The organism is Ewingella allii, from assembly GCF_044430645.1.
GTDB classification, from domain to species: domain Bacteria; phylum Pseudomonadota; class Gammaproteobacteria; order Enterobacterales; family Enterobacteriaceae; genus Ewingella; species Ewingella allii.
Genome location: NZ_JAWUDN010000001.1, coordinates 279,177 through 302,572, shown reverse-complemented (window position 1 = coordinate 302,572; position 23,396 = coordinate 279,177). Strand labels below are relative to the sequence as shown.

The window sequence follows — 23,396 nt, the reverse complement described above, 5'->3', positions numbered from 1 at the left end:
CCTTCTAAAATTCGTTAATTAACGTTTAACGCGTCATTGACCAGATCTTGCTGCTGCTTCTGGTGAACGGACATATAGCCAACTGCCGGAGAGGCAGATGCCGGACGTCCTGCGTAACGTAAAGAAGCCCCGAAAGGAATCACTTCACGGAAATTGTGTTGGCTACAGTACCAGGCACCCTGGTTCAGTGGCTCTTCCTGACACCAAACGAAATCATGAACGTGTGAGAATTTCTCAAGCACTTCCTGAATTGCTTTGTGCGGGAATGGATACAGCTGCTCGATACGAACGATGGCGACATCAGTTTGCTCGTTCTTACGACGTTGCTCCAACAGGTCATAGTAGACCTTACCGGAACACATCACGACGCGCTTAACTTGCTTCGGATCCAGCTCGTCAATCTCACCGATTGCCGGCAGGAAGCTACCGTTTGCCAGTTCATCCATGGTCGAAACGGCCAGAGGATGACGCAGCAGAGATTTAGGCGACATCACTACCAGCGGACGGCGCATACCGCGCAGCGCCTGACGGCGGATCATGTGGTAAACCTGCGCCGGGGTCGACGGGATACAAACCTGCATGTTCTGCTCAGCGCAGAGTTGCAGATAACGCTCCAGACGTGCGGATGAGTGCTCTGGACCCTGCCCTTCGTAGCCGTGTGGCAGCAGCATCACCAGACCACACATGCGGCCCCACTTCTGCTCACCGGAACTGATGAACTGGTCGATAACCACCTGAGCACCGTTGGCGAAGTCACCGAACTGCGCTTCCCAGATAGTCAGGGTGCGCGGCTCAGCCGTGGCGTAGCCATATTCGAATGCCAGAACAGCTTCTTCAGACAGCACGGAGTCCCAGACGTTGAACTCGCCCTGGCTGTTATGAATGTTAGACAGCGGCACGTAGACAGAACCGTTTTTCTGGTTGTGAACGACGGCATGGCGGTGGAAGAAGGTGCCACGGCCGGTATCTTCACCGGAAATACGGATAGGAATACCTTCGTCAACCAATGTTGCGTAAGCCAGGTTCTCGGCGCCGCCCCAGTCAAACTTCTTGTTGCCTTCGGCCATTTCAATACGGTCGGCGTAGATTTTCGCCACGCGAGCCTGCATTTCAATCGCTTCTGGAACATGGCTGGCGCGGCGAGCAAGTTCTTGCAGACGCTTAGGATCAACCTTGCTCGGGTACTCTTCATCCCACTCGTGGTTCAGGTACGGAGACCAGGTGAAGGTGTGCATGTCATTTTGACGCCACTCTTCGACCACGCAGTCGCCCGCGTCCAGCGCGTCACGGTAGAGATTAACCATTTCGGTCGCATCTTCCGCACTGGCGACATTCTGCTCAGCCAGAATATCGGCATACAGTTTGCGCGGCGTAGGATGTTTTTTGATTTTCTGGTACATCAGCGGCTGAGTTGCACTTGGCTCATCGGCTTCGTTGTGGCCATGACGGCGATAACAAACGAGGTCGATCATCACATCACGTTTAAAGGTGTTGCGGAAATCCAGTGCCACACGCGTAACAAAAGCCACGGCTTCCGGATCATCTGCGTTGACGTGGAAAATAGGTGCCTGCACCATTTTCGCGATGTCAGTACAGTAATCAGTAGAACGCGCGTCTTTCGGGTTAGAGGTGGTGAAACCAACTTGGTTGTTGATAACGATACGCACGGTACCGCCCACTTCATAACCGCGAGCCAGTGACATGTTCAGGGTTTCCTGAACGACGCCTTGGCCAGTGATAGCAGCGTCACCGTGAATGGTGATTGGCAGAACCATGTTACTGCGCGCTTCGTCCAGACGGTCACGACGGGCTCGAACAGAACCAATAACCACCGGGCTAACGATTTCCAGATGCGACGGGTTAAACGCCAGCGCCAGATGAACCATGCCGCCTTCGGTTTCCACGTCGGAGGAGAAGCCCATGTGGTACTTAACGTCACCTGTGCCCAGATGTTCTTTATGCTTACCAGCAAACTCGTCAAACAGGTCCTGAGGTTTTTTACCCAGCACGTTGATCAGCACGTTCAAACGACCGCGGTGTGCCATACCCAGCACCACTTCACGCGTACCGTTTTTACCGGCGTGACGAATCATCTCTTTCAGCATCGGCACCAGCGCGTCGCCACCTTCCAGCGAGAAGCGTTTTGCTCCCGGGAATTTAGCGCCGAGGTAACGTTCCAGACCTTCAGCAGAGGTCAGCTCTTTGAGGAAGGTTTTCTTCTCTGAATCGCTGAAGTTAGCGCGCCCTACCACGGATTCGATACGCTGTTGGATCCAGCGTTTCTCTTCAGTGTTAGTGATGTGCATGTATTCAGCGCCGATAGAGCCGCAATAGGTTTGCTTCAGTGCTTTGTACAGCTCGCCGAGCTGCATGGTTTCTTTACCAATGGCAAAAGAACCTACATTGAAGGTTTCCTGGAAATCAGCTTCAGTCAGATTGTGGAAAGCCGGATCCAAATCAGGCACGTCGTCAAGTTTCCACAAGCCGAGAGGATCAAGATTTGCATTCTGGTGGCCGCGGAAGCGGAAGGCGTTAATCAGCTGCAACACTTTAACTTGCTTGGCATCCGTTTCCGGATCGCTGATAGCGGAGTTATAGCGAGAAGCGTCTTTTGCCAGACGTCGGAAATAATCGCGTGTTTGAGAATGGAGTTGCTCTGGTTTGACACCCACTGTCGGAAGCTGTTTAAAAATTGAACGCCAGCTATCGTCAACGGAACCAGGATCGGTTAAGTAGTCTTCATAGAGTTGTTCTATGTAAGACTGGTTTGCACCCGCCAGATAGGAGGAATCCAGCCAGGCCTTCATTGCGCCGTTCTGCATCGTGATCCCTTAAGCATTGAAGCTTTAGTTTTCGCCGTGGTTAATAATATTGACCGTGATACACCGTGGTAAGACGGTTTTCCATACATATTCAGTTCATTGGTCTGGAGCCTGCGGCTCTGTCAAGGAACCTCCAAAAATCAACTTGCTGCCTCGTGTTGCATGTTGGCTTTTGGCGCTACCCTGCGTTATCCGACCTTATTATTTTCTCCTGTTCTTATACTACTCCAATCGGGGGCAACTTTGTTGCACCTTGTTGCGAATATGTTACCAATAACTCACTTAATGTTAGCGGGAACCTGAGTTCCCGCTATTGAACATCATCTTACTGACTCAGGCACCGCGCTGAAGCAGCATCGATTTGATGTGACCGATAGCCTTGGTAGGGTTAAGGCCTTTAGGACACACGCTGACACAGTTCATGATGCTGTGGCACCGGAATACACTGAAAGCGTCGTCCAGATTATCCAGACGAGATTGCGTTTCTGTGTCACGGCTGTCGATCAGGAAGCGATAAGCCGCCAGCAAACCGGCCGGACCAACGAATTTGTCCGGGTTCCACCAGAACGACGGGCAAGAAGTCGAGCAGCAGGCGCAGAGAATACATTCGTACAATCCGTCCAGCTTTTCGCGTTCTTCCGGCATCTGCAAGTGCTCGCGCGCCGGAGGATTCTTCCCATCATTCAACAGGTAAGGTTTGATTTTCTCATACTGCTTGTAGAATTGCCCCATATCCACAACCAAGTCACGCACAACAGGCAGACCCGGCAGAGGACGGATAACAATCTTCTTACTGCCTTTCTGTAAAGCCGAAACTGGCGTGATACAAGCCAGACCGTTTTTACCGTTCATGTTGATACCGTCTGAGCCACACACGCCCTCACGGCAGGAGCGACGGAAAGAGAGGGTTGGGTCCTGCTCTTTCAGCTGGATTAACGCGTCCAGCACCATCATGTCGCGCCCTTCTTCCGCTTCCAGTACGTAATCTTTCATGTACGGTGCGTCGTCAACATCTGGGTTATAGCGATAAATCGAAAATTCGAGTTTCATAATCTGTCTCCGCAACGCCCTAGTAAGTACGCGCTTTCGGCGGGAACGCCGCGCGAAGCTTAGGCTGCATGTTCACCTCACGGCGAGTCATGCTCTCAGTTTCCGGTTGATAAAGCGTGTGGCAGAGCCAGTTAGCATCATCACGATCTGGGAAGTCGAAGCGGCTGTGTGCGCCACGGCTTTCAGTACGGTAGTTTGCAGAAACGGCGGTGGAGAATGCGGTTTCCATCAGGTTATCCAGCTCCAGACATTCAACGCGCTGGGTGTTGAATTCTGTTGAAGTGTCATCCAGACGGGCATTTTTCAGACGCTCACGGATCTCTTTCAGCTCTTGCAGACCTTTCGCCATCGCATCGCCTTCGCGGAATACCGAGAAGTTGTGCTGCATACAGGATTGCAGGTCTTTACGAATCGCCACCGGATCTTCACCTGAACGGGTGTTGTTCCAACGGTTCAGACGCTCAAGGGCGTGGTCGATATCATCTTGCGATGCATCGCGGCTGTCGCCTTGCTCGTTGATGGATTCTTGCAGATGCAGACCCGCCGCGCGCCCGAAGACCACCAGGTCGAGCAGTGAGTTACCCCCCAGACGGTTTGCACCGTGAACGGATACGCAGGCAATTTCGCCTACCGCGAACAGACCTGGGATCACCACGTCTTCGCCTTTCTCATTCACGCGCAGCGCCTGACCGGTCACCTTGGTCGGAATACCGCCCATCATGTAGTGACAGGTTGGGATAACCGGGATTGGCTCTTTGACTGGGTCAACGTGAGCAAAGGTACGAGACAGCTCAAGGATGCCCGGCAGGCGAGATTCCAGAACGTCTTTACCCAAGTGGTCGAGTTTCAGCTTGGCATGTGGGCCCCAAGGACCGTCACAGCCACGGCCTTCGCGGATTTCGATCATGATGGAACGCGCCACCACGTCACGACCCGCCAGGTCTTTAGCATTAGGTGCGTAACGCTCCATGAAGCGCTCGCCGTCTTTGTTCAGCAGGTAACCACCTTCACCACGGCAGCCCTCTGTTACCAGCACGCCCGCGCCCGCGATACCCGTCGGGTGGAACTGCCACATTTCCATATCCTGCACTGGAACGCCTGCACGCAGTGCCATACCTACGCCGTCGCCGGTGTTGATATGTGCGTTAGTGGTGGATTGATAAATACGGCCTGCACCGCCGGTCGCCAGCACGGTGGCTTTTGCTTTGAAGTAAACAACTTCGCCGGTTTCAATACAGATGGCAGTACAACCGACTACCGCGCCGTCTTGGTTTTTCACTAAATCCAGTGAATACCATTCGGAGAAGATAGTGGTGCCGTTTTTCAGGTTCTGCTGATAAAGGGTGTGCAACAGGGCGTGACCTGTACGGTCAGCCGCTGCCGCAGTACGTGCCGCCTGCTCGCCGCCGAAGTTCTTCGACTGGCCACCAAACGGACGCTGATAAATTCGGCCGTCGTCAAGACGGGAGAAAGGCAGACCCATATGTTCCAGCTCAAGAATCGCTTCCGGGCCGGTTTTACACATATATTCAATCGCGTCCTGGTCACCGATATAGTCGGAGCCTTTCACGGTATCGTACATATGCCATTCCCAGTCATCCTCATGGGTGTTACCGAGGGCTACGGTGATACCGCCCTGCGCTGACACCGTATGGGAGCGGGTTGGGAATACTTTAGAAATTAGGGCGCAAGTTTGGCCCGTTTGTGAAATCTGTAATGCGGCACGCATACCAGCGCCACCTGCACCGATAACGACAGCATCAAACTCTCTGACTGGCAGACTCATTGACTACGCTCCCCAAACAACAATTGTTCCATAAAGTAGATAAACCACTAACGCCACGACGATAGCCAGTTGCAGCACCAGTCGCACAGCCAGAGGCTTGACGTAGTCCGTTAACACCTGCCACATGCCAATCCACGCGTGGATCAGAATCGAAAGCAGCGTCAGCAGGGTAAATACTTTGGTAATGGAGGAAGCAAAAAAGCCTTGCCAGACATCAAAAGTAATGTCCTGAGCCATCACAACGAAGCCCAGAATATAAAGGATATACAGCGTGATAACGATCGCCGATGCGCGCAGCAGCAGCCAGTCGTGGACACCATTGCGTCCTAATGCCGAAACATTGTTTACCATACGAAGACTCCAGCCAGAATTGACAGCACGACGGTGAGGCCGATCACCACTTGGGCTGAACGGGTACCGACAGCTAAACTCTCTTCGATATAGCCGAAATCCATCAGCAAGTGACGAATGCCACCGCAGACGTGATAGGCCAGTGCGGTGAGTATTCCCCAGAAGATGAATTTCACAATGAAGCCATTCATGATTTCAGCTGCGTGTGCAAACCCTTCAGGCGAAGAGAGTGACATGCCGAGCAGCCAGAGGAGGATACCGACAGCGACGAAGGTAATGACGCCGGAGACACGGTGTAAGATGGACGCTATTGCAGTTACGGGAAACCGGATCGTTTGCAGATCCAGATTGACAGGTCTTTGTTTTTTCACGGTTTTGCCCACACACCTCATAGAACCTTTTCGTGATCGCGGCAATCGCGTTGATGACGAAGGTCTTATTATTTTCCTTCCTCCGGCCTTGGCGGTGTTCAGACAACTCATCCTCTTCTTGAGTGATGCCGCAGATGCGTTGGCTGCACTCGTTCACCCGAATCACTTACCAACGTAAGCTCATCGTGTTCACTCAATTGCCGCCTTCCTGCAACTTCACTCACTTCGAGCATGAATGAGCGCTATGCTCTTCAGGTCGTACGCTCAAACAACGACATCCATTGTAATCAAGACGCGTAGACTGAATTTCATGTTTCAAAGGCTTTTAAATCACTGCTAAACGGCGAAAAATCAGCCACCAAGGCAGAAATTTGAAAGACAAAGAAGATGTGCTGGGTGCTCCTACTTCGGGTTACCCGGAGACCTGGCGCAAAGTATAGGTTGATCACATTCCTATTACAATTCCCCTACAAACGCTTTGGTCACATTTCTGCGAAACAGTGATTAGGCTCCCATTTTTCACAATCCAAACAAAATAAATTATGTAGTTTGACATTGGATCAACATTTCCATTACATATTAGCCATTCGCTCACATCCGTGATGACTACGACAGACACATCCACCCTTCCCTGTTACGCCAAGTTATGCAAAAGTGGGGATTGTGTTATATCCATAACCTTGTCGTAAGTACTGATCCACCGAAAGCTGAGTAACAGAATTGTAAGATCTATCGAATCTTTAACAACGATGAAGTGTCGCCTGTCCGTCAAATCGTGATCCAAGGTCACAGCCGATTGGCTCTACGTTCCCTTTCTAAAATCGATCGCAGAGTCCGCCGAAATAATAATGACGGGGATTGAGGTGATATTTTAGGCTGTTCAGTTGTTGACGATTTTTAAAATAAAGGCGCTAAGGAGACTGTAAATGGCTGATAAGAAAGCGACACTTACCCTACAAGGTCAAGACCCAATTGAACTCGACGTGCTATCCGGCACCTTGGGTCAGGACGAAATTGACATTCGTACCCTCGGCTCCAAAGGCTTGTTCACCTTTGACCCCGGCTTTACCTCTACCGCATCTTGCGAATCCAAAATTACTTACATCGACGGTGACGAAGGCGTTCTATTACACCGCGGTTTCCCGATTGATCAGTTGGCGAAAGAGTCAACCTTCCTGGAAGTGAGCTATTTGCTGCTGTACGGCGAAGCGCCAACTCAGGCTCAATACGAAGATTTCAAAAAAATCGTTGAACGCCACACCATGGTTCACGAGCAGATCACTCGCCTGTTCCACGGCTTCCGCCGTGACTCGCACCCAATGGCCGTGCTGTGCGGCGTGACCGGTGCTCTGGCGGCGTTCTACCACGACTCTATCGACGTGGAAAACGAGCGTCACCGCGAAATCGCTGCTTACCGTCTGCTGTCCAAAATGCCGACCGTTGCCGCCATGTGTTACAAGTATTCCATTGGCCAACCGTTCGTTTATCCGCGCAATGACCTCTCCTACGCTGGCAACTTCCTGCACATGATGTTCGCAACCCCTTGCGAAGAGTATGTGGTGAACCCAGTGCTGGAGCGCGCCATGGACCGTATTCTGATCCTGCACGCTGACCACGAACAGAACGCATCGACCTCTACCGTGCGTACCGCAGGTTCTTCTGGCGCTAACCCATTTGCCTGTATCGCGGCGGGTATCGCTTCTCTGTGGGGACCGGCTCACGGCGGCGCCAACGAAGCTGCACTGAAAATGCTCGAAGAGATCAGCAGCGTCGATCACATCCCAGAATTCATCAAACGTGCGAAAGACAAAAACGATTCGTTCCGTCTGATGGGCTTCGGTCACCGTGTTTACAAAAACTATGACCCTCGTGCCACCGTAATGCGTGACACTTGCCACGAAGTGCTGAAAGAGCTGGATCTGAAAGACAACCTGCTGGAAGTGGCGATGGAACTTGAGCACATCGCGCTCAACGACCCGTACTTCATCGAGAAGAAACTCTACCCTAACGTAGACTTCTACTCAGGCATCATCTTGAAAGCCATGGGTATTCCATCTTCCATGTTTACCGTTATCTTCGCGATGGCGCGTACCGTGGGTTGGATTGCACACTGGAACGAAATGCACCAGGACGGCATCAAAATCGCCCGTCCACGTCAGCTTTACACCGGCTATGACAAACGGGATTTCAGCTCTCAGGTGAAAAAGAAATAAGTCTGTCACCAGACGAGAAAAAGGCACTCAATGAGTGCCTTTTTTATTGCTCAAAACCTAGTGCTGACAGCCGGGACAGAAGAAAAATGGCCGGGTAGACACCGAGGTTTTGACAATGGTTTCGCCGCAGCGCTTACACGTCTTGCCTGCCCGACCAAATACCCGAAAGCTGAACAGCGCGCCGTGATGTTTGTTCTCCTGCACCTGCCCGCGCGTGGCGTAGGATAAACGCGCAATGGACAGACAGGCCTCGGCCAGATCGTCTAGCTGCTGATCATTCAGATCTTTAGGCTTATGCTCGGGAGCCAGCTTGGCCTGCCAGAGAATTTCCGCGCGGAGATAATTGCCCAGCCCGGCTAAGAAGGCCTGATCCAGTAGCATGCCGCCCAGCTGGCGGTTGCGGAATTTGGCTGAGAGTAGCCGCTCGCGCACCTGCTCCACCGTCAGCGTTTCGTCGAGCACGTCAGGGCCAATGCGCTGCAAAAACGGGTGATTTTCTATCTCATCGCTCGACCACATCTCAATCTCAGACGCGCTGTAGAGCAAAATAGTGCCGTCGGTGCTTTGCAGCTTCACCCGCAGTGAACGCTTGCTCTCCTTCGGCGCCTGACCCGCCTCAACCACTCGCCAGACGCCGTACAGTTGATTATGGCTGTAGAGGGTCAATCCGTTGGAGAAGTGCGTCAGCAGCGCCTTACCGCGCGTTTCAATCGCCGTAATGTGCGTGCCAATCAGCGCCGACTGGTAGGGTTGCAATTCGGGAAAGGCAAACCAGACGTCGGTCAGCGGTTTGTTGACCACCGCGCGCACTAACTGGTCAGCGGCGCGGCGAATTTCAGGACCTTCAGGCATCAGTGCGTCGCGCCTCCCGCCACCCTCAAATCTTCCTCAGTATGCAGAGCAATGGCGATGGTCAGCTCGAGCGCCTCAAGCACGGTTTTCACCGACATACTCGGCTGGCCGGGGTGCTTTGCCGCTTGTTCAGGTAAATAGGGGATATGAATAAACCCGCCCTTCACCACCTTGCAACCCGGCTGCGCCAGGCGATGCAGTAGGCCATACATGATGTGGTTGCAGACGTAAGTCCCCGCCGTTTGCGACACCGAGGCCGGAATGCCCGCCTCGCGCAAACCGCTGACAATCGCCTTGATCGGCAACAGTGAGAAGTAAGCCGCTGGGCCATCGGCGACGATGGCCTGGTCAACCGGCTGATTGCCGTCATTGTCGGGAATTCGCGCGTCATCGACGTTAATCGCTACCCGTTCGACGCTAAAGTCAGTCCGCCCGCCCGCCTGCCCCACGGCGATCACCATCGCCGGGTCCACTTCATCAATCGCGGCATTCAGCGCGTCAATGGCTTTGCCGAACACGCAAGGCAGCTGGCGAATCAAAATGCGCGCGCCCGATAACTCCAGATCTTCTAGTTTCTTCACCACTTCCCAAGATGGATTTAGACGTTCCCCGTCAAAGGGCTCAAAACCGGTTACCAGAACTTTACGCATAAGAGATCCTTTTATTGATTCAGGCTGAAACCTGAATATTCTGCTGACGAAACGCCTCGCGCAGACGGCGGGCGAAGGCCAGAGCGTGCTCGCCGTCGCCGTGCAGGCAGACAGTATCGGCCCGCACTGGTACTGCGACACCCTCGCGGCTGACCACTTTTTGCTGTTGAACCATCATCAGGGTCTGTTGCAGCGCCAGCTCGTCACTTTCAATCAGCGCATCTGGCTGGCTGCGCGGCACCAGATTGCCACTGCTTTGGTAGCGGCGATCGGCAAACACCTCTTGCGACGTCGCCAGCCCCAAACGCGCTCCGGCGCGAATCAGCTCGCTACCAGCCAGCCCCACCAGCTTCAAAGCAGGATCTACACTGTGCACCGCGCGGGCAATGGCGTCGGCCAAGGCCGGATCCGTCGCCGCTTGGTTGTAGAGCATGCCGTGCGGCTTGACGTGCACCATCTTGCCGCCCTCAGCGCGGGCAATCGCCGCCAGCGCCCCAAGCTGATACACCACCTGCGCATAGACCGTTTCCGGCGGCAGCTGCATCGCCATGCGGCCAAAGTTTTCGCGATCAGGGAAGCTCGGGTGCGCGCCAATCGCCACGCCGTATTGCAGCGCCCAGCGCACCGATTGCAGCATGGTTTGGGCGTCACCGGCGTGGAAGCCGCAGGCAATATTGGCCGAACTCACCAGCTGCAGCAGGGCCTGATCGTTGTCGCAGCCTTCGCCGAGATCGGCGTTTAAATCCACCCTGAGATCAGCGGCCATGCAGCCCCCATTTTATCTGTTCGATAAAGCGTTCCTGCTCTTTCGACGCCAGTTGCGCCTCTTCCAGCGAGCATTTGACGAAATGCACCGGCTCGCCGAGGCGGATTTGCGCCAAGTTATAGAGGTCAGCTTCAATCACGCAGGCGATGCGCGGATAGCCGCCGGTGGTCTGCGCGTCAGCCATCAGCACGATGGGCTGGCCGCCGTGCGGCACCTGCACCACGCCTGGGATCAGGCCGTGGGACAACATTTCGCGATTGCTTTCCCGTTTCAGACTATGGCCGTGCAGGCGATACCCCATGCGATTGCTCTGCGGGCTAAGCTGCCAAGAGGTGCGCCAAAACGCCTCGCGCGCCTCTTCACTAAATTCCAGATATTCCGGCCCCGGCAGGGCGCGAATGCGATTACCGAACAGCAGCTGTTTGATGCCGGTCGACTGCTGCGGGGTCTGGCCTTTCTTGCCGATCGGTAGCTTATCGCCGTCGCGCAGCGGGCGGCCCTCTAAGCCACCAAAGGCCGTTTTAAGATCGGTGCTGCGCGAGCCGAGCACTTCCGGCACGTCGATTCCGCCCGATACCGCCAGATAGCTGCGCATGCCGCGCGCGGGGGTTTTGAGGGTGATGACCTGCCCGGCTTTTACCGGATAACGCCAGCCGGTCCACAGCACTTTGCCGTCCAGCTCGGCGTGGCAGCCCGCGCCGGTCAGGGCTATCCAGCCCGCGCGTTTAAATTCGGCGCTGAACTGCCCGAGGGTGATTTCCAGCCCGGCGGCGTTTTGGTCATTGCCCACCAGCAGGTTGGCGATGCGCAGCGCGGGAGCGTCCAGCGCGCCGGTCTGGCTGACGCCCAGTTGGCGGTAGCCGCTGCGGCCTAAATCCTGCACCGTGGTAAAAATACCTGCGCGAATAATGCTTAACATACCCCCTCCTTTTGCGGCACAAAGCGCACTTTATCTCCAGGACGCAACAAGCTTGGCGGGGACTGGCGCGCGTCAAACATCGCCAGCGGCGTATGGCCAATAATTTGCCAGCCGCCGGGGGTGATCAGTGGGTAAATGCCGGTTTGGCTGCCGCCAATGCCCACAGAGCCGGCAGGTACCGCCAGCCGAGGCTCCGCGTGGCGCGGGGTATTGAGCTTCTCCGGCATGCCGCCGAGATAAGGAAAACCGGGCTGGAAGCCGAGGAAGTAGACGATGTACTCGGCACTGGCATGGCACTCCACCACTTTGCGCGGTTTCATGCCAGTGTGCTGGGCAACAAATTCCAAATCGGGACCGTGCTTGCCGCCGTAAATCACTGGGATTTCAACCACTCGCGACTCAAGCTCCACCGACTCACTCTCTTCCCACCACTGCTGTAAACGCTCAATGGCGTCCAGCACAAAGCTTTCCGGGTCGGTCAGTAATACTGTGAGATTATTCATGCCGGGGATCACTTCCCGCACGCCGGGATAGTCCTGCAAACGCTGGGCAAGTCCCCAAATGCGTTGCTGGCTGACTAATGAAACTGGCGGTTCAAGCTCCAGAACCACCGCGCGTTCGCCCAACAGGTAACACCGTGCTCGTTGCACTCAAACACTCCTCAAAAAAGCCGTTGTTGATGCAGCCGCAAAAGCAGCTGTTAAATAAACTGCAGAAAGAAAATCGTTAGACTGGAAACAGTTATGCGTGAAACGGACGGAGGATGTCAACTCAACAACCGCCAGTTTCGGACCCCTTTCAGGTTTCGCCTCCCGTGTTCTACTGCTACTCTCAATCTATTGCTTTATTTTTGTGCTTTCGGATAAAGCCTTTTTAGAAACACCAAGGGAGATGATTTGAAAAAGCCGCTGGCATTATTCTTTCCGCTATACACCACCACCCTGCTGATGCTGCTCGGCTCGGGCCTGCTCACCACTTACATCTCTCTGCGGCTGTCGGCTATCCACGTCAGTGGCGCAATGATTGGTGCCATCATCGCCGCCAACTACATCGGGCTGGTGATTGGCGGCAAAATCGGCCATATCCTTATCGCCCGCGTCGGCCATATTCGCGCCTATGTCTCCTGCTCGGGGATCATCACCGCCGCCGTGCTAGGCCACGGCCTGACTGAGATGATCCCGATTTGGGTGGTGCTACGTTTAATCATCGGCCTGTGCATGATGTGCCAATACATGGTACTGGAAAGCTGGCTGAACGATCAGGCGGAAGCCGCCCAGCGCGGCGTGGTGTTTGGCTTCTATATGGTCGCCTCTTATCTCGGCATGGCGCTGGGGCAGGTGGTATTGATGATTAACGACGGGCTGGGGGTCAGCACGCTGATTATCATCGCGCTCTGCTTCGCCCTTTGTCTGGTGCCGATTGCTCTAACCACCCGCACCAATGTCAGCCATATGTCCCCCGCGCCGATGGAGCTGAAGTTCTTTATTGGCGCTATTCCTAAGGTGCTCGCTACCACCCTGCTGATTGGCATGGTGGTCGGGTCGTTCTACGGTTTGGCGCCCATTTACACCAGCCAGCAAGAGCTAACCACTCAGCAAACCGGCCTGTTTATGGCGCTGGCGATTTTCGCCGGGCTGCTGGCGCAGTTCCCGCTGAGCTGGCTGTCGGACCACTACAACCGCAACATGTTGATGCGCATTAACGCCGTGCTGCTGGCGGTCACCGCGCTGCCGCTGGCGATCTTCACCCATATCTCTTTCCCGGTGCTGCTCGTCGTCGGCTTTGTGGTCAGCCTGATGCAGTTCACCCTCTACCCACTGGTGGTGGCGTTAGCGAATGACATGATTGAGCCGGAGCGGCGCGTTTCCCTTTCCGCCTGTCTGTTGATGGCCTTTGGCGTAGGTGCCTGTATCGGCCCGCTGGCGGTGGGTGCGCTGATTGAACCTCTGGGCGGCAACATTCTGTATGCCTTCTTTGCCCTGTGCGGCGGCGGGATTGTGGCCCTGAGCCGAACTTCGGCTAAAGAGGAAGAGACGGTGATGGCGGTGGATGCACCACTGCCGCATATCGCCATGCCGGATAGCTTGAGCAGTTCTCCGCTGTCGCCAGCCTTGAACCCAGCCTTTGATGAGCAGCTGATTCAGGAGACCATGCCCGCACCGGAAATGGCCAATGAAGACGCGGCCGCCAATGATGATATAGAGAAGGAAGAAGAGGAGGAGCCGAGCGCCTTCGCGCCACAGGGGGCAGACCCCGACGCCGATACCGGCTTACAGCGCGCCTTCACCCTGCTGGAAGATAGCGCGCCTGAGGAGCCGCCCGAAGATAAAGAGCGGCGCGTGCTTTAATGGCTAAAAATAGCCTTTAAGCTGGGTTATCGATATCTATAAACGTGACTTCTAATTTGTGTTCTTTCTCCAGCCACTCCCCCAGCGCTTTCACGCCATAGCGCTCGGTGGCGTGGTGGCCTGCGGCGTAGAAGTGCAGGCCCATCTCGCGGGCAATGTGGATGGTCTGCTCGGAGACTTCGCCGCTGATAAAGGCATCAACACCAAACTCCGCCGCCTGCTGGATAAAGCCCTGACCGCCGCCGGAGCACCAGGCCACGCGACGAATCTCAGCCGGGCCGCCCTGGCCGCTGTGCAGCACCTTACGGTCCAGCAGCACTTCAATGCGCTGGCGCAAAGCTTCGCCGCTGAGTGGCGTTTTCAGCTCGCCGAAAGGCACCAGCGGCATCACTTCACCCAGCACCTCAATGCTGAACATCTTGGCCAGCTGCGCGTTGTTGCCTAACTCCGGGTGGGCGTCAAGGGGCAAGTGGTAGCCGTAGAGGTTAATGTCGTTAAGTAGCAGAGTTTTCAACCGGTTGCGCTTCATGCCGCGCACCACGGCTGGCTCGTTTTTCCAGAAATAGCCGTGGTGAACCAGGATAGCGTCGGCCTTGTGCTCCACCGCCGCGTCCAGTAAAGCCTGAGAAGCCGTCACGCCGGTCACGACGCGGTTGATCTCCTTGCGCCCTTCCACCTGTAAGCCGTTCGGCGCATAGTCATGGAAGCTACTGATATCAAGTTTCTGATTAATCAAGGATTCAAGCTGAAGGTTGGTGATCATATCGGTCTCTCATTGGGTCTGAATATTTAGGGTGATGATAACTGACAAGCCGCTAACACCCAACCTTCAACACGGCTGGCTATAAGGTTAAGTGGTCGCCCTGCTGCATCCTGACAAACTTCACGCCAAGGTCATTGCCTTTCTCCAGCTGCTGCATGATAGAGGTTTCTGGATTTTCACCGGCTTTCAGGCTGGGCTTGATGTGGCTGATGATCACACTCAGGCCGTCGAGAGAGCCTTTGCCGCCGCTGGCGGTTTCCAAGACTTTCAGCTCTTTGAGCAGCCATTCAGGGGTCAGATGACCAAACAGCTTGCCGTCGGCCACGTCGTCGGGATAAGAGGTTTCGATGATGATGCCCTTGAGCCGCTTGGCTTTCACCTCAGCACCCAGCACCTGCCACACCGCCGCCAGATTGTTCGACTTCTCCACCGCGTCCGGGCCGGTATCGCCAAAGTAGGCAAAAGACTCTTTATTGCGGCTGAGCAGGATCATGCTCGACGGCGTACCGCCGTGGCTGAGGGGGTAAATCACGCCATCAAGCCCGGTAAGCCCGACGGAAAAACGCTGGGCCGGGCGCGGCGCATTCAGGCGATAGGTGCCGATGCGCAGGCCGCTGCCGGCATCCGTGAAGTTCGGCCACACTTTGCCGTTGAAGTAGTGCTGGCGCAGGGTGCCGATGGTATCGGCGGTGCCGTAAATCGGTTTTTTACTGTCTTCGGGAGAGCTGATGATAAGCCCGGCAAGGTGGTCGAGATGGCCGTGGCTGATGAAGTAGCCGCCAATCAGATTGCGGAAAACCGCGCCCTGTGGGGTGTAAGGCGCGGCATTTTCTGGCGTTACCTGAGGAAAGGCGCCCTTTTCCAGCGCCTTACTGATCCCCGGCAGAACCGAACCGGCATCCAACCCGAGATAGAGTTTTTGGTCATCGCTGCGAATCAAATAGGAGGTCAAATTGCCCTCCTCAACGCCGCCGTGAACGCCAAGCGCCACCACGTCAAAACCTGCGAATGCCTGACTCGCGGAACACGCCAGGATCAGCGCCAACATTTTGTTTCTCATCACATCGCTCCGTGTGTGGTGAAGATTTCTGTTGGTTCTCAGCCCTGTGGCTGATTCCCTCGTTTCGCCGCCTCGAACGCCGCCAGTGTGTCTTTCCGGGCGGTGGAGTGATCGATAACCGGCTGAGGATAGTCTAGCACGCGCTGGGTTTTCTCAGCCCATTGATGTGGCTGGTGAATTCCTTTTTCTGGGACATCGGTCAACTCCGGCACCCAAGCTTTGATAAATCGCCCGGCTTTGTCAAAACGCTCCCCCTGAGTGGTAGGGTTGAAAATGCGGAAGTAAGGCGCGGCGTCGGTGCCGGTGGACGCGCCCCACTGCCAGCCGCCATTGTTGGCCGCCAAATCACCATCCAGCAGTTGCGACATAAAATAGCGTTCGCCCTCGCGCCAGTCGATCAGCAGGTCTTTGACCAAGAAGCTGGCGACAATCATCCGCAGGCGGTTGTGCATCCAGCCGGTGGCGTTCAACTGGCGCATGGCCGCGTCGACAATCGGATAGCCAGTTTTACCCTCTTTCCACGCCTGAAGATCTTCCGGCGCGTGCCGCCAGCGGACATTATCGGTCCAGTCGATGAAAGGCCGGTGTTTACACAGCATCGGCCAGGCCACCAACAAATGACGGTAAAACTCGCGCCACACCAGCTCGTTCAGCCAGCCAAAGGCCCCGCCGTCGCGGCGCTCGAGCACGTCCGGGCATTCGGTGCGCAGGCGGTTAAAGCACTGGCGTGGCGACAGCACGCCGATGGCTAAATAAGGGGAAAGCGAGCTGGTGCCGTCGACGGCGGGCAGGTCGCGCTGCTCGAGATAATCCTGCACCTGCTCGCGGCAAAAACGGCGTAAACGGTCACGCGCCGCCTCTTCGCCGACCGGGAAGTCATCGCCAATCTCCTGCTGCGGATGGTCGAAGGGAGTCAGCGCGTGCAGTTTGACTTCGCCGTCGATGTCGCGGGCCTGCGGCGCAGGCAGCGAGCGGCTGTCGGACTCGGTCAGGCGTTCAAGAAAGGCGCGACGAAATGGCGTGTAGACCTTGTACATGCTGCCTTCGCCGGTAGTTACCGAGCCGGGGGGTAACAGCAGGCTGTCATCAAAACTGCGACAAATGACCTCGCCGGAGAGGCTTTTTTCGAGGGCGGCGTCGCGCTCTAACTCGTTGATTTCATACTGGCGGTTGTAGAACAACGCATCCACGTTTTGCTCGGCGCAGAAATCCTTCAGCCAGACATTGCTGGCGGCGAAGTCATCGCACTGCTGGTAGTACAGTGGAATGCCGCGCTCGGCCAAGGAAGCCTGCAAAGCCTGAACGTGCTGATAAATAAAGGCCGCCTGACGCGGCGCCATGACGTGCTGTTGCCACTGTTTCGGCGTGGCGATAAATAGCGCGAGCACCTTAGCCTGCGGGTCCTCGCAGGCGGCGTGCAGCGCGCGGTTATCGGTGATACGCAGGTCGTTGCGGAACCAGACGAGATGGGTAGTCATAAAGATCCTTCATTAATGGCCGTAGCGTAACCGCAGAGCCTCTGGATACGGCTCAAAATACCGCTGATCCGCCAGATAAGCGTCCGGATACTCAGCCATATAGTGTTTAAGCAAGGTGATGGGTGCCAACAGAGGCTGAACGCCCTGACGATAGCGGTCGATAAGCTGGGTCAGTTCTTGGCGCTGGTGAGCATTAAGCTGGCGGCGGAAATAGCCCTGAACGTGCATCAATACGTTGGTGTGATTGCGGCGCGTGGCCTTGTGCTGCAACAGATTCATCAGCCGCTGGCGATATTCGACGAAGTACTCTTCCAGCGAAGTCCACTCGGCCATGCCCGCGACGAATCGGCCTAACTCGCGATATTGTGGCTGGGAGTGTGCCAAAAGCGAAAGTTTGTAACGGCTGTGAAAAGCCATCAGCTTGCCGCGCGACAGGCCGCTGGCCCGCAGCTGGTTAAGCTCATATAAGGCAAACACGCGCTCGACAAAGTTCTCACGCAGTACCGGGTCATTGAGCCGCCCATCCTCTTCCACTGGCAGCCACGGGTAGCGTTTCATCAACGCGGCGGCATAAATGCCCACGCCGCATTTCTTGCCGTCTTTGCCGTTGGCGCTGTAGACCCGCACTCTTTCCATGCCACAGCTCGGCGACTTGGCGCAGAGAATATAGCCACACAGATGCCCCAAAGGCTCAATGCGCTCCTCGGCATAACTCTGCATTTTCTCTGTCACATCAATGGATTCATCATTACTGAAACGCATCGCCACGCCGTCATCCTGACGAACCAAACGCAAGGCTGGGCGCGGCGTCGGCAGGCCAATTGCCATCTCGGGGCAAATTGCTTCGAAGCGTACATAGGGCGCAAGTTGCTCAACGGCGAAAGCCAGCCGCTTGTGGCCGCCGTCAAAACGCACGTTCTCCCCCAGCAGGCAGGCACTGATGCCGATCGGAATGTGTTCACTCATTAGCAACTCCCTGATGATGTTCGCCATGGCACGTAGGAAAAGAGCTATCTGCCCTCGTTATGAATCAGTATAAGTTATACAACAAAATAATGTTGTACAACTTTAGATTGAGGTAATAAAAAACCCCGGCTTTTCAGTCGGGGTTTAAGAAAAAAAATACAAATTGTTCCGCGCAATCCGCTAAACCATTGGCGTCACAGCAAGGCAGCAAGTGAGCGAATCCCGATGAGCTTACTCAAGTAAGTAATTCGGGTGAACGAGCGCCGCTAACGCCGCGGTGGCGTCAAGGGCGACGCGGATTTTAAAAGAAGTCTTGCGAAGCGAGTTCAGCATGGGCCAACCAAACAGGCTTATCGCTGGTTTTCAGCCAGACGCGGTGTAAATAACTATAAAAACGGGCGCGGTCCTGGCGGAACAGCATCACCGGTAATGCCAGCACGCCTGCGGCAAGCACCAGAGCGCGGCGAACAAGAATACGGGTCAGCGTATACGGCGTGTAATCAGACATAGCGTTGCTCCTTTCGGAAATGTTTAAGAATTAATGGAATCTGTAAATTGAACAAAATTTTACCGCAACAGCTGAAAGTTTACTACTCATCTGACCACTTAAAGTGTAAAAAAACACCAAATTTTGCCTATCGATGTAATTGAGTTACAGAAAAGTTAAATAAAAACACTTTTTACATTTCATTTTTATAACAACTCGATCACCTATCAGATTTTTATTCCCCCAGCCCAAATCCCAAGCCATTGGCACTGTAGTGAGCCCCTTTAACACAAGCCCAAATCCCAGCCATAGGCGCTGTAGTGAGTCCCTGTAGCACAGGGCCAAATCCCAAGCCATTTGAGTTTTATCAAGGCGGCAACTGAATGAATCCCAGGAGCTTACATAAGTAAGTGACTGGGGTGAGTGAGGGCAGCCAACGCCGAGACAACTCAAAGGGCGCCGGGATTTTTATATAATTTTTATACTGAGGACTGCTTTCTTTTCAGGATCTTTGCCTGCGATTCCCTATTCTCGCTGCAACATAAAAAAACACCTGTGGAGGTGGACTGTGACTGTTGGCGTAATCTGCGGCGCACTGCTGGTTCTGTTGTTACTCGGCTACTTGGTTTATGCCCTGCTTAATGCGGAGGAGTTTTAAAAATGGCAGCTTCGGGCTTTTTAATGATCGCCAGCTTTATGTTGGTGTTATTGCTGCTCTCAAAACCACTGGGGAATTTCATTGCTCAGCTGATTGAAGGTCAGCCTGTAGGCGGGTTTATAAGAGGAAAGTTACAACGTTTTGATCGTGGGGTATTACGCACAGCAGGAAGTTCAGAAACAGAAATGAATTGGTGGCAGTACGCCCTCGCCATCATGGTGTTCAACATTTTAGGCATCATCGTTTTGATGGTGATGTTGTTGGCGCAAGGCTGGTTGCCGATGAACCCGCAGAACTTCGGCGGTTTGTCTTGGGATCTGGCTTTCAACACAGCAGTCAGCTTTGTAAGTAACACCAACTGGCAGGCGTACAGCGGCGAAAACACGCTGAGCTACTTCAGCCAGATGATTGGTTTGACGGTGCAGAACTTCCTGTCTGCCGCCACCGGTATTGCCGTGGCCTTTGCGCTGATCCGCGCTTTCGCGCGCCCTTCGGCTCATACCATCGGTAACGCCTGGGCCGACCTGTGGCGCATCACGATGTACCTGCTACTGCCAATCACTCTGCTGATGGCGCTCTACTTCGTCAGCCAAGGGGTGATTCAGAACTTCGAAGTTTATCAGCACGTGACCACGCTGGAAGGCGCGCAGCAGCTGTTGCCAATGGGCCCAGTCGCCTCTCAAGAAGCGATCAAAATGCTCGGGACTAACGGCGGCGGCTTCTTCGGCGCTAACTCCGCGCACCCGTTCGAAAACCCAACCGCCATGACCAACATGGTGCAGATGCTGTCGATTTTCCTGATCCCTTGCGCACTGTGCTTTGCGTTCGGTCGCGTGGTCGGTGACAACCGTCAGGGCCACGCGCTGGTGTGGGCGATGTCAGTGATTTTCGTGGTGTCGGTGGTGGTCATTATGTACGCCGAATTGCAGGGTAACCCGCACTTCACGCAGCTCGGTGCGACCAGCAACATCAATATGGAAGGTAAGGAGAGTCGCTTCGGCATCTTAGCTTCTAGCTTCTTTGCTGCCGTCACTACCGCCGCCTCCTGCGGTGCGGTGAACGCCATGCATGACTCCTTCACCGCCCTTGGTGGTCTGGTGCCAATGTGGCTGATGCAGATTGGTGAAGTGGTGTTCGGCGGCGTCGGCTCTGGCCTGTACGGCATGCTGCTGTTCGTGCTGCTGACGGTGTTTATCGCTGGCCTGATGATTGGCCGCACGCCGGAATACCTTGGTAAGAAGATTGATGTTTACGACATGAAGATGACCGCGCTGGCGATTCTGGTGACACCAACGCTGGTGTTGCTGGGTACCGCGCTGGCACTGGTGACTGACGCAGGCCGTGCTGGTATCTCCAACCCGGGCGCCCACGGTTTTAGCGAAGTGCTGTATGCCGTCTCCTCTGCCGCCAACAACAACGGTAGCGCCTTCGGTGGTTTAAGCGTCAACACCCCGTTCTATAACGTGCTGTTGTCGGTATGTATGTTCTTCGGTCGCTTTGGGGTGATTCTGCCGGTGCTGGCTATCGCTGGTTCACTGGTTGCGAAAAAACGTCAGAAAGCGGGCAACGGTACGCTGCCTACCTCCGGCCCACTGTTTATCGGCCTGCTGGTCGGTACGGTTCTGCTGGTTGGTGCGCTGACCTTCGTTCCGGCCCTGGCCCTCGGTCCGGTAGCAGAACATTTGCAGGTGTGGTCCGGCCATTAATGCCGCGTAACCCGTTGAACTGATAATGAGTGAGATTAATAAAATGACTCGTAAACAACGTGCGCTGTTTGAACCGCGCCTGATCCGCACCGCCCTGCTCGACTCGGTGAAGAAACTGGACCCGCGCGTCCAGTGGCGTAACCCGGTGATGTTCGTGGTGTATCTGGGCAGTATTCTGACCACCATTATTTGGCTGGCTATTCTGTTCAAACAGACTGACGGCAGCGCCGCCTTCACCGGCAGCGTGTCACTGTGGCTGTGGTTCACCGTGCTGTTCGCCAACTTTGCCGAAGCGTTGGCAGAAGGCCGCAGCAAGGCGCAGGCACAGAGCCTGAAAGGCGTGCAGAAGACCAGCTGGGCGAAGAAAATCTACGAACCGCGCCCGGAATCTCCGGTGGTTAAAGTGGCCGCAGACAGCCTGCGTAAAGGCGACATGGTGCTGATCGAAGCCGGTGATACCGTGCCGTGCGACGGTGAAGTGCTGGTCGGCGGTGCGTCAGTGGATGAGAGCGCCATTACTGGTGAATCCGCACCGGTGATTCGTGAGTCAGGCGGTGACTTCTCCTCCGTCACCGGCGGTACTCGCGTGCTGTCTGACTGGCTGATTGTTGAGTGTACGGCGAACCCGGGCGACACCTTCCTTGACCGGATGATCGCCATGGTGGAAGGCGCAAAACGTCGCAAAACGCCAAACGAAGTGGCTCTGACCATTCTGCTGGTTGCGCTGACGCTGGTGTTCGTTCTAGCCACCGCAACGCTCTATCCGTTCTCGCTGTTCAGCGTTGACGCCAGCCACATGGGCGTTCCAGTCACCGTCACCGTACTGGTCGCGCTGTTAGTCTGTCTGATCCCTACCACCATCGGCGGCCTGCTGTCGGCCATCGGCGTGGCGGGTATGAGCCGCATGCTGGAAGCTAACGTGATTGCCACCAGCGGCCGTGCTGTAGAAGCCGCGGGTGACGTTGACGTGCTGCTGCTCGACAAGACCGGGACCATTACGCTGGGTAACCGTCAGGCATCGCAGTTCCTGCCCGCACCTCAGGTGACGGAACAGGAACTGGCCGATGCCGCACAGTTATCCTCACTGGCGGACGAAACGCCGGAAGGCCGCAGCATCGTGGTGCTGGCGAAACAACGCTTTAACCTGCGCGAACGCGATATTCATTCGCTGAACGCCACCTTTGTTCCGTTCTCTGCGCAAACCCGTATGAGCGGCGTGAACATCGGCGACCGCAGCATTCGTAAAGGCTCGGTGGACGCCATTCGTCGCCACGTGGAAACCAACGGCGGCAGCTTCCCGCAGGCTATCGAAGGCCTGGTGGAAAACGTAGCTCGTAAAGGCGGTACGCCGCTGGTCGTGGCTGAAGGTGCGCGCGTTCTGGGCGTGGTTGAGCTGAAGGACATCGTCAAAGGCGGCATCAAAGAGCGCTTTGCCGAGCTGCGTAAGATGGGGATCAAAACGGTGATGATCACCGGTGACAACCGTCTGACCGCCGCCGCTATCGCGGCCGAAGCCGGGGTGGATGACTTCTTGTCTGAAGCCACGCCGGAAGCCAAGCTGGCGCTGATTCGCCAATACCAGTCAGAAGGCCGTCTGGTGGCGATGACCGGCGACGGTACCAACGACGCCCCTGCTCTGGCACAGGCTGACGTGGCGGTGGCGATGAACTCAGGTACCCAAGCGGCGAAAGAAGCCGGCAACATGGTGGATCTGGATTCCAACCCGACCAAGCTGATTGAAGTGGTGCATATCGGTAAGCAGATGCTGATGACGCGCGGCTCGCTGACCACCTTCAGTATCGCCAACGACGTGGCGAAGTACTTCGCCATTATCCCGGCGGCGTTCGCGGCGACCTATCCGCAGCTGAACGCGCTGAACGTGATGCACCTGACCTCCCCTGCTTCGGCGATTATGTCAGCAGTGATTTTCAACGCCTTGGTGATTGTGTTCCTGATCCCACTGGCGTTACGCGGTGTGAGTTATAAAGCCATGAGCGCCGCGTCGCTGCTGCGTCGCAACCTGTGGATTTATGGCGTGGGTGGTCTGGTGGTGCCGTTTATCGGTATCAAGATTATCGACGTGATCCTCACCGTTTTACACTTAAGTTAAGGGATAAAGACTATGTCTGTTTTACGTGCTCAGTCTGCTA

At 55.3% G+C, this 23,396-nt stretch carries 20 protein-coding genes; 5 read left to right on the top strand and 15 right to left on the bottom strand.

What is annotated here, in order from left to right; genetic code table 11:
* Positions 1 to 14: 14 nt before the first annotated feature.
* The 5 genes from sucA to sdhC form a co-directional block, all read right to left on the bottom strand.
* Positions 15 to 2,822: a 2-oxoglutarate dehydrogenase E1 component gene (gene sucA / locus SBO83_RS01415; protein ID WP_396130224.1), complete on the bottom strand. Its 2,808-nt coding sequence runs from the start codon at positions 2,820 to 2,822 to the stop codon at positions 15 to 17.
* 333 nt (positions 2,823 to 3,155) lie between these two features.
* A complete protein-coding gene (locus SBO83_RS01410) occupies positions 3,156 to 3,872 on the bottom strand; it encodes a succinate dehydrogenase iron-sulfur subunit (protein WP_034788470.1) in 717 nt (238 codons plus the stop codon).
* A gap of 19 nt (positions 3,873 to 3,891) precedes the next feature.
* Complete coding sequence (sdhA, locus tag SBO83_RS01405; RefSeq protein WP_034788466.1) at positions 3,892 to 5,658, bottom strand: succinate dehydrogenase flavoprotein subunit; 1,767 nt, start codon at positions 5,656 to 5,658, stop codon at positions 3,892 to 3,894.
* 3 nt (positions 5,659 to 5,661) lie between these two features.
* A complete protein-coding gene (sdhD, locus tag SBO83_RS01400) occupies positions 5,662 to 6,009 on the bottom strand; it encodes a succinate dehydrogenase membrane anchor subunit (RefSeq protein ID WP_396130223.1) in 348 nt (115 codons plus the stop codon).
* Entirely contained in the window at positions 6,003 to 6,392 is a 390-nt protein-coding gene (gene sdhC / locus SBO83_RS01395; RefSeq protein WP_034788669.1) for a succinate dehydrogenase cytochrome b556 subunit, read from the bottom strand. The genes sdhD and sdhC overlap by 7 nt, the downstream gene beginning before the upstream one ends.
* 914 nt (positions 6,393 to 7,306) lie before the next feature.
* Here sdhC and SBO83_RS01390 point away from each other — a divergent pair.
* Positions 7,307 to 8,593 (top strand): citrate synthase, encoded by a 1,287-nt coding sequence (locus SBO83_RS01390; RefSeq protein ID WP_353501366.1) that lies wholly within the window; start codon positions 7,307 to 7,309, stop codon positions 8,591 to 8,593.
* A 57-nt stretch (positions 8,594 to 8,650) separates the two neighbouring features.
* Here the strand turns inward: SBO83_RS01390 and nei are convergent, their stop codons facing one another.
* The 5 genes from nei to pxpB are packed head-to-tail and all read right to left on the bottom strand — an operon-like array spanning position 8,651 to position 12,430.
* On the bottom strand, positions 8,651 to 9,445 hold the full coding sequence (gene nei / locus SBO83_RS01385; RefSeq protein ID WP_396130222.1) for an endonuclease VIII: 795 nt from the start codon (positions 9,443 to 9,445) through the stop codon (positions 8,651 to 8,653).
* Positions 9,445 to 10,095 (bottom strand): pyroglutamyl-peptidase I, encoded by a 651-nt coding sequence (gene pcp, locus SBO83_RS01380; protein WP_396130221.1) that lies wholly within the window; start codon positions 10,093 to 10,095, stop codon positions 9,445 to 9,447. Before pcp ends, nei begins: the two co-directional genes overlap by 1 nt.
* A 19-nt stretch (positions 10,096 to 10,114) precedes the next feature.
* Entirely contained in the window at positions 10,115 to 10,861 is a 747-nt protein-coding gene (gene pxpA, locus SBO83_RS01375; RefSeq protein WP_396130220.1) for a 5-oxoprolinase subunit PxpA, read from the bottom strand.
* On the bottom strand, positions 10,851 to 11,780 hold the full coding sequence (gene pxpC / locus SBO83_RS01370) for a 5-oxoprolinase subunit PxpC (protein WP_353501362.1): 930 nt from the start codon (positions 11,778 to 11,780) through the stop codon (positions 10,851 to 10,853). Before pxpC ends, pxpA begins: the two co-directional genes overlap by 11 nt.
* Positions 11,774 to 12,430: a 5-oxoprolinase subunit PxpB gene (gene pxpB / locus SBO83_RS01365; RefSeq protein ID WP_396130219.1), complete on the bottom strand. Its 657-nt coding sequence runs from the start codon at positions 12,428 to 12,430 to the stop codon at positions 11,774 to 11,776. The genes pxpC and pxpB overlap by 7 nt, the downstream gene beginning before the upstream one ends.
* A 246-nt stretch (positions 12,431 to 12,676) precedes the next feature.
* Between pxpB and SBO83_RS01360 the strand changes: the two genes are divergently transcribed.
* Entirely contained in the window at positions 12,677 to 14,128 is a 1,452-nt protein-coding gene (locus tag SBO83_RS01360) for an MFS transporter (RefSeq protein WP_396130218.1), read from the top strand.
* Positions 14,129 to 14,144: 16 nt separating this feature from the next.
* Here SBO83_RS01360 and SBO83_RS01355 read toward each other — a convergent pair whose 3' ends face one another.
* The 5 genes from SBO83_RS01355 to SBO83_RS01335 all read right to left on the bottom strand — a co-directional run bounded on the left by SBO83_RS01355 (position 14,145) and on the right by SBO83_RS01335 (position 18,903).
* Positions 14,145 to 14,888, bottom strand: a complete 744-nt coding sequence (locus tag SBO83_RS01355) for a type 2 GTP cyclohydrolase I (protein WP_396130915.1) — start codon at positions 14,886 to 14,888, stop codon at positions 14,145 to 14,147.
* A gap of 82 nt (positions 14,889 to 14,970) precedes the next feature.
* A complete protein-coding gene (locus SBO83_RS01350; RefSeq protein ID WP_396130217.1) occupies positions 14,971 to 15,951 on the bottom strand; it encodes an MBL fold metallo-hydrolase in 981 nt (326 codons plus the stop codon).
* A gap of 38 nt (positions 15,952 to 15,989) precedes the next feature.
* The gene (gene phrB / locus SBO83_RS01345; RefSeq protein ID WP_396130216.1) at positions 15,990 to 17,429 is read right to left on the bottom strand and encodes a deoxyribodipyrimidine photo-lyase; all 1,440 of its coding nucleotides are present in this window, start codon (positions 17,427 to 17,429) and stop codon (positions 15,990 to 15,992) included.
* A gap of 12 nt (positions 17,430 to 17,441) precedes the next feature.
* Positions 17,442 to 18,395, bottom strand: coding sequence for a YbgA family protein (locus SBO83_RS01340; protein WP_353501357.1), 954 nt, complete (start codon positions 18,393 to 18,395; stop codon positions 17,442 to 17,444).
* 301 nt (positions 18,396 to 18,696) lie between these two features.
* Complete coding sequence (locus tag SBO83_RS01335; protein WP_396130215.1) at positions 18,697 to 18,903, bottom strand: YbfA family protein; 207 nt, start codon at positions 18,901 to 18,903, stop codon at positions 18,697 to 18,699.
* 547 nt (positions 18,904 to 19,450) lie between these two features.
* Here SBO83_RS01335 and SBO83_RS01330 point away from each other — a divergent pair.
* The 3 genes from SBO83_RS01330 to kdpB are packed head-to-tail and all read left to right on the top strand — an operon-like array spanning position 19,451 to position 23,356.
* A complete protein-coding gene (locus tag SBO83_RS01330) occupies positions 19,451 to 19,540 on the top strand; it encodes a K(+)-transporting ATPase subunit F (protein WP_100937756.1) in 90 nt (29 codons plus the stop codon).
* A gap of 2 nt (positions 19,541 to 19,542) precedes the next feature.
* On the top strand, positions 19,543 to 21,246 hold the full coding sequence (kdpA, locus tag SBO83_RS01325; RefSeq protein ID WP_396130214.1) for a potassium-transporting ATPase subunit KdpA: 1,704 nt from the start codon (positions 19,543 to 19,545) through the stop codon (positions 21,244 to 21,246).
* 43 nt (positions 21,247 to 21,289) lie between these two features.
* Positions 21,290 to 23,356 carry a potassium-transporting ATPase subunit KdpB gene (kdpB, locus tag SBO83_RS01320; RefSeq protein WP_353501355.1) on the top strand — a complete coding sequence of 689 codons (2,067 nt, stop codon included), beginning with the start codon at positions 21,290 to 21,292 and terminating at the stop codon, positions 23,354 to 23,356.
* The last annotated feature ends 40 nt before the right edge of the window (positions 23,357 to 23,396 follow it).

What these genes read in the sequence shown, in the direction of transcription:
- kdpB (WP_353501355.1), top strand. Translation starts at nt 21,290, where the DNA reads ATGACTCGTAAACAACGTGCGCTGTTTGAACCGCGCCTGATCCGCACC.
- kdpA (WP_396130214.1), top strand. Translation starts at nt 19,543, where the DNA reads ATGGCAGCTTCGGGCTTTTTAATGATCGCCAGCTTTATGTTGGTGTTA.
- SBO83_RS01350 (WP_396130217.1), bottom strand. Translation starts at nt 15,951, where the DNA reads ATGAGAAACAAAATGTTGGCGCTGATCCTGGCGTGTTCCGCGAGTCAG.
- phrB (WP_396130216.1), bottom strand. Translation starts at nt 17,429, where the DNA reads ATGACTACCCATCTCGTCTGGTTCCGCAACGACCTGCGTATCACCGAT.
- SBO83_RS01340 (WP_353501357.1), bottom strand. Translation starts at nt 18,395, where the DNA reads ATGAGTGAACACATTCCGATCGGCATCAGTGCCTGCCTGCTGGGGGAG.
- pxpC (WP_353501362.1), bottom strand. Translation starts at nt 11,780, where the DNA reads ATGTTAAGCATTATTCGCGCAGGTATTTTTACCACGGTGCAGGATTTA.
- SBO83_RS01390 (WP_353501366.1), top strand. Translation starts at nt 7,307, where the DNA reads ATGGCTGATAAGAAAGCGACACTTACCCTACAAGGTCAAGACCCAATT.
- pxpA (WP_396130220.1), bottom strand. Translation starts at nt 10,861, where the DNA reads ATGGCCGCTGATCTCAGGGTGGATTTAAACGCCGATCTCGGCGAAGGC.
- sdhD (WP_396130223.1), bottom strand. Translation starts at nt 6,009, where the DNA reads ATGGTAAACAATGTTTCGGCATTAGGACGCAATGGTGTCCACGACTGG.
- pcp (WP_396130221.1), bottom strand. Translation starts at nt 10,095, where the DNA reads ATGCGTAAAGTTCTGGTAACCGGTTTTGAGCCCTTTGACGGGGAACGT.
- SBO83_RS01335 (WP_396130215.1), bottom strand. Translation starts at nt 18,903, where the DNA reads ATGTCTGATTACACGCCGTATACGCTGACCCGTATTCTTGTTCGCCGC.
- sucA (WP_396130224.1), bottom strand. Translation starts at nt 2,822, where the DNA reads ATGCAGAACGGCGCAATGAAGGCCTGGCTGGATTCCTCCTATCTGGCG.
- nei (WP_396130222.1), bottom strand. Translation starts at nt 9,445, where the DNA reads ATGCCTGAAGGTCCTGAAATTCGCCGCGCCGCTGACCAGTTAGTGCGC.
- SBO83_RS01410 (WP_034788470.1), bottom strand. Translation starts at nt 3,872, where the DNA reads ATGAAACTCGAATTTTCGATTTATCGCTATAACCCAGATGTTGACGAC.
- sdhA (WP_034788466.1), bottom strand. Translation starts at nt 5,658, where the DNA reads ATGAGTCTGCCAGTCAGAGAGTTTGATGCTGTCGTTATCGGTGCAGGT.